Here is a 12019-nt window from a genome sequence, read left to right on the forward strand (position 1 = left end):
TTTTTTCTACTGTGTAGCGGGGCGGTGTTATCAAAGTCCCGCTCTTATTTGCTTCGTGGATTAGTTCTTGATGCCATAACCAAGAGCCCTTTATCGCAAGTAAGTTGTAATATAGTAGAATTAAACCTTATAACTCAGACAGATTCCAAGGGAGCGTTTTTTCTAAGAATATCTACAGATAAGGAGTTTCATCTCAGTCTTTCCCATCTAGGCTGTCATACAGAAACCCATCACCTTGATCTAAAAACGGACACATCTATAGTATTTTATCTTCATCACTATCATAAACATCTACAAGAAGTAAAAGTAGGTGCGAGACGAAATCCTATGGTGGATATGGTATCACAAACGCAAATGGATGTATTGGCTAAAGAGAATTTGACGAATCTGCTAGAAAAAACGACAGGAGTTCGTTCTCTAAAAAACGGAAACAATATAGCCAAACCTATTGTGCAAGGACTCTATGGCAATAGATTGACCATTCTGAATCAAGGTTTAGCCCAGACAGGACAGCAGTGGGGCAATGACCACGCCCCTGAGATTGACCCATTAGCAGGCAATAAAATTCGAATAATTAAAGGCGTATCTTCCGTGGAATATAAGGGGGTAAATCTCGGTGCAATCATTTCTATAGAATCTAATCGATTTAGAGATGACCCACACCTGCATGGAAAAGCATCCAGTTTTTTTGAAACCAATGGATTGGGATTTGGAACAAATATTCAGATTGAGAAAAATTCCCCAAGTCTTGCTTGGAGATTGACTGGTACCTACAAAAATACAGGCGATAAATCGACTGCAGATTATTATCTAAGAAATACGGGCAACAGAGAAATTAACTTTTCTGCTTTATTAGAAAAAACTTTGTTTAATACATGGAAAACGAATCTTTATCTAAGCAGCTTTAATACAGAGCTTGGAGTCTTAAGAGGATCTCATATTACCAATACGACGGACTTGAACGAAGCCATAGGTCGAGATCGTCCGTTTTTTACCGAAGATTTTTTTAGCAGAGAAATAGCTCCTCCTAGACAAGAAGTAAGTCATCATTTATGGAAAATAACCAGCAGTAGAATATTAGACTCTAACAATGCTATATTTCTTATGTATGGAGGTCAGCTAAATAATAGAAAAGAATACGATATCAGACGAGGTGGACGATCCGAGATTCCAGCCCTATATATAATGCAGCATAGTCATTTCGCCGAACTGAAGTGGACCAAATCTCGTAAAAATTCTATTACGAAATCGGGCTTACAACTTCAATATACAGAGAATATTAATCAACCAGAAACTGGTATTACACCATTAATACCAAATTATAGTTCTATAGAGCCGTCAGTATTTATTACACATAGTCATAGCTATGATAACTCCAAGCTCGACTTAGGATTTCGGTATGATATGCAAAAGCTTCACATTTTCACTACGACACGAGTCATACCTCGACAGGACGTAGAATTTTCACATGTATTTCATAATGGTACAGGATCACTCTCTTATTTGTATCATCTAGACAAGAAAACCGACCTACTATTTAATACAGGTTTAACTATCCGAAATCCCGCCGTCAATGAGCTATATTCCTTTGGGCTTCATCAAGGGGTAGCTAGCATAGAAGAGGGCAATTCAAACTTGGCAGCTGAGAAGTCTTTTAAAACATCGCTTTCAATGCAAACGATATGGAATGAAAATTTATCTACAGAAGCTCAGATATATTTTCATAATATCAATGATTTTATTTTTCTAAAGCCACAGTCGCAATCTCGACTAACCATTCGGGGAGCTTATCCCGTCTTTATATATGATCAAACCCATGCTCAGATATATGGACTAGATTTCAGAGGGAAATATAAAATAACTGAAGGACTGGATTTTACGTTAGATTATTCGTATTTAAAAGGCATGAATTTAACAGAAAATCTACCTTTGATTTTTATGCCTGCTAATCGTATTCGAGGCGAAGCAGAACTATCAACTCATAAATGGGGAAAGTGGGAAAACCCTTTATTAATCATTTCTGGACAATATACCTTTCGACAAAATAATCTCAAAGCTGGTCAAGACTTTATTCCTGCGCCAGAAGCCTATTTCTTGTTAGGAGGCAGAATATCCATAGAGCGCCAAATAAAGTCTGCCAGAATTCAAATCTATTTTCAAACGGAAAACCTACTCAATGCAAGGTATAGAGACTATTTAAATCGCTTGCGGTATTTTACTGATGATTTGGGAAGAAATATTGCTATGGGAATTACCGTAAACTACTAACTGCGCTTAGATTTAGGTACAGATTTTAAAACCAAGTCATAAGAATGGTCAATCCATTCTCTTAGTGTCAGCCAGTCTAGTCCAGAATCTATCCAATGTATGGTATTCCAATGTTTCTTATTCATGTGGTAACCTGGTTTCACAAAATCATATTCTGCACGAAGTTCTTCTGCTCGTGTTGGATCACACTTAAGATTTAATCTTACATCATCTTCTACCAAATTCATCAGAATAAATATCTTGCCATAGACCTTGGCTACCCATACTTTATCATCAAATGGAAAGTCTTCTTGCGTATAGGGAAGAGAGAGACAATAGTCTAAAATGGTAGTTTTTAGGGGGTGCATTAATCTAAATTAGGTCTTAGAAATTTTTTAGCTTGCTCTGAAGACATGTTTTTAGCTTTAGCAATATATTCCACTTGATCTTCTCCTATTTTACCTATGCCAAAATATCCAAGGTCTGGGTGAGCAAAATAATATCCCGATACGGATGCTGTAGGGAACATTGCGTAGTTTTCAGTAAGTTGAATGCCAGTTTTTTCTTCAACTTCTAGGATATTCCAGATAGTTGCCTTTTCGCTATGGTCTGGACATGCAGCATAACCCGGTGCGGGACGAATACCTTTATATTTTTCACGAATTAAGTCCTCGTTGGATAGGTTTTCATCAGCAGCGTATCCCCACAAGTTTTTTCTAACTTCTTCATGAAGCCATTCTGTAGCAGCTTCTGCCAGTCTATCTGCTACTGCCTTGAGAAGGATATCTTTATAGTCGTCATGCTCTTTTTTATATTGCTCCAAATAACGCTCTATTCCTATGCCAGCGGTCACTGCAAACAAACCTATATAATCACCTTTAGGAGAAATATAATCAACCAAAGATTGATTTTTTTGCCCATCTTGTTTTTTGGCTTGTTGTCTTAGAAAATGAAGTTTGCCCAACTCATTCTGTTTGGCATCCTCAGCAAAAAGTGTTAGACTTTCATTTTCTTTGGAACATGCAAATAGTCCACAAATTGTATTGATACTTAGTATTCTATCTTGTTCTATTTGGTCTAGCAAAGTATTGGCATCATCGTATAGTTTTTTAGCTTCACTACCATATTTATCATTTTCAAATATACGAGGAAATGTTCCTTTCAATTCCCAGCTATTGAAGAATGGCCCCCAATCGATATATTTTCTTACAAGACTTATAGGCAAATTTTCATTGATATCTACTCCTAAATGATTGGGTTTTTCTGGAGTATAATTCTCCCAATCATACTGAAATGCATTATTGCGAGCCTCTTCAAGAGAAATGAGCTCCACCTTTTTGTTCTTACTTGCATAATCAATTCGCATCGCTTCATAGTGGTTTTTTCGCTCTGTGATATAGTTTGCCTTTAGGTCTTTACTGACCAATTGGGTGGCTACAGGCACAGATTTCGAAGCATCGAGCACATGAATGGTAGCGCCGCTATATGCGGGCTCTATCTTTACTGCGGTATGAATCTCACTTGTAGTAGCACCCCCGATAAGTATCGGTATTTTTAAATTGTGTTTTTCAAATTCCGTGGCGACATCTACCATTTCATCTAGGGACGGGGTAATTAGACCGCTCAGCCCTACGACATCTACCTGATGTTTGATGGCTTCTTCTAAGATTCTTTCTTTAGGCACCATGACACCTAGGTCTATCACTTCGAAGTTATTGCATTGCAGTACAATGCCGACAATATTTTTTCCAATATCATGTACATCGCCTTTGACGGTCGCCATTAGTATTTTGCCAGAAGAGGTTGAGCCGCCAGCAGATTTCAACAAATAGGGCTCGAGCACTGCAACCGACTTTTTCATTACTCTAGCAGATTTTACCACTTGAGGCAAAAACATTTTACCCGAACCAAAAAGGTCGCCAACAATATTCATCGCAGCCATCAGTGGCCCTTCGATAACCTTAATGGGCTCTATATATTTTTCCAGAGCTTCAAGAGTATCTGAATCGATATAATCCACGACCCCTTTGACAATAGCATGATTGATGCGTTCTTCAATGGTTCCTATTCTCCATTCTTGGATATTGGCAGTACTGTCTTTTTTGGTGTTTTTAAGAGATTCGGCCTTGTCGAGCAATCGCTCGGTAGCATCATCTTTTCTATTGAGCAATACATCTTCTACCAATTCCATTAGGTCTTGTGGTACTTCATCATAGACCTCTAGCATGGTAGGATTGACGATTCCCATATCCATACCATTCTGAATAGCATGATAGAGAAACGCAGAGTGCATAGCTTCTCGAACGGTGTTATTGCCTCTAAATGAAAATGATACATTGCTCACACCACCGCTAACCTTGGCGCCTGGAAGATTATCTTTTATCCATTTTGTAGCTCGAAAAAAATCCAAGGCATAATTTCTATGCTCGTCAATTCCTGTAGCCACAGGGAAAATGTTAGGATCAAAAATGATATCCTCGGGATTGAAATTTAGCTTGGATATCAATAAGTCATAACTTCGTTTACAGATATCAATTCTACGTTGGTATGTATCTGCCTGCCCGAGTTCATCGAACGCCATGATGACGGTAGCAGCCCCATAGCGTTGAATCATTTTTGCCTGATAAAGAAATTCTTCTTCACCATTTTTTAAGGAAATGGAGTTGACAATTCCTTTGCCTTGAATGCATTTGAGTCCAGCTTCGATAATTTCCCATTTAGAAGAATCAATCATAATAGGGATACGAGCAATGTCCGGTTCAGAAGCGATAAGATGCAAAAATTCGACCATAGCCGTCTTGCCATCAATCATGGCCTCATCCATATTGACATCCAGTATTTGAGCCCCTCCTTCTACCTGATCACGCGCTACCGATAGGGCTTCTTCAAAATTTCCTTCTTTAATTAGTTTTAGAAATTTGGCCGAACCCGTAACATTGGTGCGTTCTCCGATATTGACGAAATTGGAGGATTTGGAGATTATGAGTGGTTCGAGGCCGGATAGGAAGGACATAGATTTTTATAATAGTAGGCAAAGTTAATAATCTTGTTGTTTTTCGTTTAAGTAATTAAATTTGCCAAAAAAAAACAGAAGAATGAGGACTTTTTATTTTATTATTTTACTGCTTGGTTGTGTTCAAAATTGTTTTGGAATCGGTTTCGGATTTTCTAAAGTCTACGAAATAGCTCCATTTTTAAATGCCACTAGGGTTTTAAAGAAAACTCTTCCCGATTTGAAGGATATTAAATCAAGAAAACTAAAAGTTGTCCTGATTAATGATAAGAACTATGATAATGCCATACGTGATGCTATAAAATCAAGTTGGACATTGTCTGAATATGAATTTGTAAACATAGATATCACGAAAGAAAAAATTTCTAAGGATTTCAATTATTTAGTACCTTTAGAAGAATATATGAATGCAATCAAATTTGAACTGATAAAGGATAAAAGAAATGTAGTGAAACAACTTACGTTTATCACAGGAGATGATGTAAAATTTAATGCAAAAAACCTTGCGGAAGATCTTGTTTATATCGGCATGCCTTATGATTTTTTTGGTAGTGAACCCAATTTCCCAGACATACACTGGAGAATTCCGTTAATTGTAAAAAACTTTCAATCATTGATTTTACACTATGATACTTTGAAGTTAGATAATTTTCGGGGACTAAAACTTCCCAAATTAGGAGAATATATGAATGATAAATTTAAGTCAAACTTTGGGTTAATGAAATGCAAAACACTTCTAGTAGATAAAGGAAGAAAAATATTACCAACGAAGGAGTCCTTTCAAAAGAACTATCCCTTTAAGTTTGAATATGTTGAAAAAAGTATAATCCAGAAGGCCATTCAAGACCGCGACCCTCGCTATCTTATTTTCGATCCTGTGATTTCAATGCCAGAATGGTATTTTATATATGATGCAGAAACCTATTCTCTTATACATTATTATTATCGGATGAATATGGATATTAACATGAATATGGCTCACAAAGACTTTGGAGGAAATATGCAAGCTGGTAACAAATTTAATACAAATAGAAATTTAAAGAAAGATATGTACTTGTCGCCTTTGGCGAAAATTGTTAGTAATGAAAATTGTTCTGATTTGCCAGTGGTAAATATTGAAAACAAACCTGCCACTGAAATAGAAAATGAAAAGTCATCAAGCAAAAAACCTAATAATACCCCCACCAACACCTCTGCCATAGCTCATGGTGAAGCTCGCACGCCGAGTGCCGCTGTAGCGAAAACTTATAAATATAAAGCAGATGAAAAGTCTGTAGAATATTATAATGATTTGAGAAAGAAATTCGAAGAAGAAGAAAAAATAAGGAAAGAGAAAGAAGCCCAACTGGCTGTAGAAAAAGGAAAGAAAGAGGAAGAAATCAAACAAGGTCGAAGATTAACGGAAGATCAAGCGCCTCAATTCGATCGATTTAGACAAGGAGAGAAAAACCCTGTGGTGAAAAAAACTACCGCAGAAGAAGATTATAAAACACTTTTCAAATAAGGCGTTTCAGCCATGAAGACCATTCAAGAATTACTAAGAGAGCGCATTCTCATCATGGATGGAGCCATGGGCACCATGATTCAGCGCTATATTTTGACAGAAGAAGATTTTAGAGGAGATAAATTTGTCCATTCTAAAATTCCATTGAAGGGCAATAATGATTTATTGTCCATTACTCGTCCTGATATTATCAAGGCTATACACAAAGAATATCTTGAGGCAGGTGCAGACATTATCGAGACCAACACCTTTAGTGGCACTACAATATCGCAGGCAGATTATGAGTTAGAATCTGCGGTGTATGATATCAATTTTTGCTCTGCTAAAATAGCCAAAGACGTGGCGGTAGAAATGAGTACTCCCGATAAACCACGATTTGTGGCCGGTGCTATCGGTCCTACGAATAGAACCTGTTCTATTTCTCCAGATGTTAATAGACCAGGTTATCGAGCCGTTAGCTTTGATCAAATGGCAAAAGCCTATAAAGAACAAATTGAGGCTTTAATAGATGGAGGCGTGGACATTCTTTTAGTAGAAACGATCTTTGACACGCTCAATGCCAAAGCAGCTTTATTTTCTATACAAGAAGTTTTTGAAGAAAGAAATATTCAGCTACCCGTGATGGTTAGTGGTACTATTACCGATGCTAGTGGCAGAACGCTGAGCGGACAGACGGCTGAGGCTTTCCTTATCTCCGTTTCACATGTACCCTTGTTGAGTATTGGTTTTAACTGTGCCTTAGGCGCATCGACTATGAAGCAATATATAGAAGTGCTGTCAAGAAAAGCGCCATTCCATGTGAGCGCCTATCCCAATGCTGGCCTACCCAATGAATTTGGACAATACGATGAAACCCCTGAGTTTATGGGCAGACAGGTAGAACAGTTCATGTCAGAAGGTTTGGTGAACATTGTCGGAGGCTGCTGTGGAACCACACCAGCTCATATCGCGGAGTTTTATCGCATATCTAAAAACTTCAGCCCACGCAAAATAGGGCAGGTTCAATCAAATTAAGATGCTCCAAGAACAACTCAGAAAAGAAAGAATCAAAAAACCGGATTGGCTCAAGATAAAACTACCTACGGGTAATAGTTTTACGGAGCTGAATAAAAATATATCGGAGAATAAATTACACACAATTTGTGAAAGCGGGCGATGCCCCAATAAAGAAGAATGCTGGGGGGCTGGTACGGCTACGATTATGATATTGGGTAATGTCTGTACTCGTTCCTGTCAGTTCTGTAATGTGGAGACCGGTAAACCAGAGGATGTCGATATCTTCGAACCTGGTCGCGTAGCGAAATCAGTCAAATTAATGGGTGCGAAACATTTAGTTATAACATCTGTAGACCGTGATGATCTCGTGGATGGTGGAGTGAGTATCTGGGCGGCTACTATACGCGCTATTCGGCATCAGGCTCCAGGCGTTACTTTGGAGACCTTGATTCCAGATTTTCAAGGTAAGACGGATTTGCTAGATAAAATTATTGAGGTAAACCCAGAGGTGGTATCACACAACATTGAAACAGTAGAAAGGCTTAGCCGACAGGTGAGAATTCAAGCACAGTACAAGAGAAGCCTTGAGGTATTGAAGTATTTAAAAGAAAATGGAATTCGCCGAACCAAATCTGGAATTATGCTGGGCTTAGGGGAAACGGATGAGGAGATTATTCAATCCCTAGATGATCTGAGAGCTGCCCAAGTAGAAATCGTGACCATGGGACAATATTTACAACCGACCAGAAAACATCTGGAGGTGCAGCGCTATGTTACCCCTGAAGATTTTAAACGCTATGAAATTATTGCGCTAGAAAAGGGCTTTATGTATGTAGAAAGCGGCCCTATGGTGCGTAGCAGCTATCATGCAGAGAAGCATATAGTTTAGTTTGCAGTTGTCAGTTTGCAGTTGTCAGTTGTCAGTGAGTAGTCGCAGTTCTCAGAAGTCAGTTTTTGTTTGCTGATGGGTAGAGCACAAAGCCTGCCTTGGTGTCAGATAGGTTTTTCAAAGTTTTTTATACCGTCAGCGTATTAGTAATAGTCCAATGTCGCATGGCTCATTGCACTAAACAAATACAGTTGTGGCATTTACCATAGCAAGGTTTTAAAATGGGTTGGCTCATTTTAAAACCGCTATTGGTATTATTGGTGGATTCAAACTTTTCTTGAGTTTAATGCTTAATTTTCCTGAGAAAAAATCTTTGCAATCTTTGCGAGAACTCTGTGTTCTTTGCGGTAAAATAGTGGGCAATGGCTGTTCTCAGTAGTCAGATTTTGTTTGCTCGAGCTTAGAGCATGTAGTTTTTTATTTCTCACGGAAATCACAGAAATCACAGAATTTTTGAAGTTGAAAGTTCGTATGTTGGTTGTTTCACAAAGATACACGAAGGAGACACAGTGTTTCACTAAGTTTTTTCTCACGGAAATCACGGAAATCACAGAATTTTTGAAGTTGAAAGTTGGTTAGTTGATTATTACATAAAGATACACAAAGGAAACACAGAGTTTCACTAAGTTTTTTAAAATCACACGGAAATCACGGAAATCTCCATACCAAAGGTAGTCTTACGGACTATCGAATAAAATAATTTTAATTCGTGAATTCGTGGCTAAACAAACTAAAAAAAATAAAGCGCCCCCTGATATATGAAGAAAGGTAAAGGAGGCGCTTATGAAAGGTATAAATGAAAGGTTATGTATAAAACGGCATTGCACCGGTCACATACGATTTAGTTTAGGTTTATTGTTTTCAGAGTTTTATTAGTATTAGCGAGTTTGTTTCCCGACAACTATCGATAAGGGTGAGATTTTATGCATCAACAGAACCCAAACTCGCTTTTTTTAAATACTAATCTATGTTGTACTTTTTGGTACTTTTAAGAATCTTCTATACATCTTTGTGAACTCCCGATAGTTGCCGATAAGGATGATATTTAATGCCTCAGCAGAGCTCTGTATAGTACGATTCTTATATCGTTATTGATTATTTCTTATTGTTAAGTTTATTTTATTTCTTTCGTTATGCAGAGTATATTCTACTTGATATCTGCCAGAGCTTAGTCGAGACCAGCTTGCATACAACTCTGCTGTCGTGCTGAAAACCAAAACCTCTCTGGTCGATTTGTTTTCTAATATGATATCTGTAGCGTTAAAATCAAATGCTGGAAATCCATCTTCAACTGGATTAACTATTGACTGCGCTTGAATTTCATTTTGATTGAAGGCGAAAGCTAGTATAAAGAGTAAAACTAATTTTTTCATTTTTTCGTGTTTTAGATTATTGTGGGGGTTTAAATCTAGTGCAAATCTAGCGCATGTGGATAACCTAAAATAGGGAAAAAATATGCCTTTTGTCAATATTGTCCTACAGAAAACCAATAGGTTTAAGGGAAAAATTAGTTTATAACTACCGCTTTTTTTAGGGAATAGACTATATGTGGATAAATTAAGGCTTTGTAAAACAATTAATTAATATAAAAAATTACATTAATTTGCTTATAGTTGATTTTGTCAATCCTATTACGAGACCTTATACAGATAACTGCGGAATTTGCTAAACTAAGCACCGTAGCAGGTGAAAATCTGTCTATAAAAATAAGCAGCTTTTTGAAAACGAATACATTCTAAAGGCTATAAATCGGTTCAGAAAAGACTATATGCTAGTATATGGATTCGTTTCTACTACCAACTATTCTTATATACATTGGAGTACATTAAGCTTTATGCACTAGCCACGACAGAAAGAAATAAAATAGGTCAAAGAACTCGGTTTAATAGATTTTAAAACATTCTTCCTAAAATCTGAGACAAAAATAGCGTGAATAATTGATGAGATATTAAGAAAAAAAACTAGTTTTGTCAAAAATGAATAGAAGATGATACTGAGTCAAACTACATTGGGTGAGCTTTATCAGAGCCTGAGTACAGAGGAAGTCAAGGGACTAGACCTGTATTTGCAGAAAAATACAGTAGGTAAAAACAATATGCTCTACCAGCTACACAAATTAATGGTGGATGTCAAGCATCAGGCTATGCTGGCAAAGCTAGACACCGATTATCTCAAAGCCGAGCTTTTCGGTGGTGATACTAAAAGTGTGTCTAAGCTTACTACATATAATAACCTACTAATCAATCATATAAAGGAGTTTGTTATTTTGTCAAAAGTTAGAAAGAAAAATGTTTATACTGAAATATTATGGGGAGAGGTTTTAATAGAGAATAGACTTAAGAGGAACTTATTGTTGAAACTCACAAATTTCAAAAAAGAAATAGAAGATAATGATTATCCTTTAATGAAACTTTTTTTTCATCAGCGAGAGAAATTTTTTTACGAACATTTAATTTTGACAAAAAAAAATTATGAAAATCTAATAATTAGTCAATTCGATCAAATCAAATCCTTCGAAGAGTATTACGAATACTATAGTCTAGAGTTATTTATTTCATTATTTTCATTCTTAAATCAAGCAAATAAAGTTTACCTATTGGATAGAAGTGAAATAAATAATAAGTTAATTCAAGGTAAAAAATCTAGTAATGTTTCAATTCAAATTCTAGCATTGATTCTAGATATACAATTAAATATTGACCAATCAAGTTATTTCTTGTTAAGAAATTTGCTTTATGATAATTTTGAAACTTTATCTATAAACATAAAAACTCAAATAATACCAGTACTTGTAAATTATATAAATAACAGTGTTCACAAAGGAAATGAGTTAAATGAACACGAAAATTATATGTTATTTATGTATTTTGATAAGAATAATGTAATGCATTCAAAAGGCGTATTCTCATTAGTTCGACTAATTTCTTATATTATACTCGAACTCCGCTACGGTACTATAGAAAAAGCCGAGCAGCTATTAGAGGAGAGCCTAAAAGTGATATCGCCTGCGCAGAAAGACTCTTTTCAGTACTTAATTGAGTCTCGGATAGCCTTTGCTAAAAAGGATTTCAAGCTATCGCTCAGAAAAATTTCAATTATCAATCCATCGGACTCTATTTATTATTTTCCACAGTATAAAATCATGCTGATAAAAAACTATATCATGCTAGCCGATATAGATCGGCTCATGGCAGAGCGCGAGAACTTTTATAAATACCTCAATAACCAAAAAAATATCCAAGAAGATGAGAAGCGCAGACATAAACTATTTATAAAATACACCGAATACCTGACAAATGCTCGCTATGAACACTTAACGGATTATATGAAGCGCAGAATAGAAAACGCCCTTTTGCAGACCTCGCCCTAT

The 12019-nt window shown here is 36.5% G+C and carries 8 protein-coding genes; 5 read left to right on the forward strand and 3 right to left on the reverse strand.

The window, feature by feature from the left end:
- The first annotated feature begins 48 nt into the window (after window positions 1–48).
- Window positions 49–2268 carry a TonB-dependent receptor gene (locus tag JNL75_01760; protein MBL7788542.1) on the forward strand — a complete coding sequence of 740 codons (2220 nt, stop codon included), beginning with the start codon at window positions 49–51 and terminating at the stop codon, window positions 2266–2268.
- Here JNL75_01760 and JNL75_01765 read toward each other — a convergent pair.
- Complete coding sequence (locus JNL75_01765; protein ID MBL7788543.1) at window positions 2265–2615, reverse strand: MmcQ/YjbR family DNA-binding protein; 351 nt, start codon at window positions 2613–2615, stop codon at window positions 2265–2267. The genes JNL75_01760 and JNL75_01765 overlap by 4 nt on opposite strands.
- Window positions 2615–5260, reverse strand: coding sequence for a methionine synthase (gene metH / locus JNL75_01770; GenBank protein ID MBL7788544.1), 2646 nt, complete (start codon window positions 5258–5260; stop codon window positions 2615–2617). The genes JNL75_01765 and metH overlap by 1 nt, the downstream gene beginning before the upstream one ends.
- An 82-nt stretch (window positions 5261–5342) precedes the next feature.
- Between metH and JNL75_01775 the strand changes: the two genes are divergently transcribed.
- From JNL75_01775 to lipA, 3 genes are read left to right on the forward strand one after another with little or no spacing between them, the layout of a single operon-like run.
- On the forward strand, window positions 5343–6764 hold the full coding sequence (locus tag JNL75_01775) for a hypothetical protein (GenBank protein MBL7788545.1): 1422 nt from the start codon (window positions 5343–5345) through the stop codon (window positions 6762–6764).
- 12 nt (window positions 6765–6776) lie between these two features.
- Window positions 6777–7778: a homocysteine S-methyltransferase family protein gene (locus JNL75_01780; GenBank protein ID MBL7788546.1), complete on the forward strand. Its 1002-nt coding sequence runs from the start codon at window positions 6777–6779 to the stop codon at window positions 7776–7778.
- A gap of 1 nt (window position 7779) precedes the next feature.
- Window positions 7780–8649 (forward strand): lipoyl synthase, encoded by an 870-nt coding sequence (gene lipA / locus JNL75_01785; GenBank protein MBL7788547.1) that lies wholly within the window; start codon window positions 7780–7782, stop codon window positions 8647–8649.
- Between the two features lie 1088 nt (window positions 8650–9737).
- Here lipA and JNL75_01790 read toward each other — a convergent pair.
- Window positions 9738–10022 (reverse strand): hypothetical protein, encoded by a 285-nt coding sequence (locus JNL75_01790; protein ID MBL7788548.1) that lies wholly within the window; start codon window positions 10020–10022, stop codon window positions 9738–9740.
- Between the two features lie 614 nt (window positions 10023–10636).
- Here JNL75_01790 and JNL75_01795 point away from each other — a divergent pair.
- On the forward strand, window positions 10637–12019 hold a 1383-nt coding region (locus JNL75_01795), incomplete at its 3' end, for a hypothetical protein (GenBank protein ID MBL7788549.1).

This window comes from Chitinophagales bacterium, assembly GCA_016787225.1.
Taxonomy (GTDB): Bacteria; Bacteroidota; Bacteroidia; order Chitinophagales; family JADJOU01; genus CHPMRC01.

Bases quoted from the DNA above. Each gene is read 5' to 3' on its own strand.
- JNL75_01775 (MBL7788545.1), top strand. From the start codon at position 5,343: ATGAGGACTTTTTATTTTATTATTTTACTGCTTGGTTGTGTTCAAAAT.
- lipA (MBL7788547.1), top strand. From the start codon at position 7,780: ATGCTCCAAGAACAACTCAGAAAAGAAAGAATCAAAAAACCGGATTGG.
- JNL75_01790 (MBL7788548.1), bottom strand. From the start codon at position 10,022: ATGAAAAAATTAGTTTTACTCTTTATACTAGCTTTCGCCTTCAATCAA.
- JNL75_01780 (MBL7788546.1), top strand. From the start codon at position 6,777: ATGAAGACCATTCAAGAATTACTAAGAGAGCGCATTCTCATCATGGAT.
- metH (MBL7788544.1), bottom strand. From the start codon at position 5,260: ATGTCCTTCCTATCCGGCCTCGAACCACTCATAATCTCCAAATCCTCC.
- JNL75_01765 (MBL7788543.1), bottom strand. From the start codon at position 2,615: ATGCACCCCCTAAAAACTACCATTTTAGACTATTGTCTCTCTCTTCCC.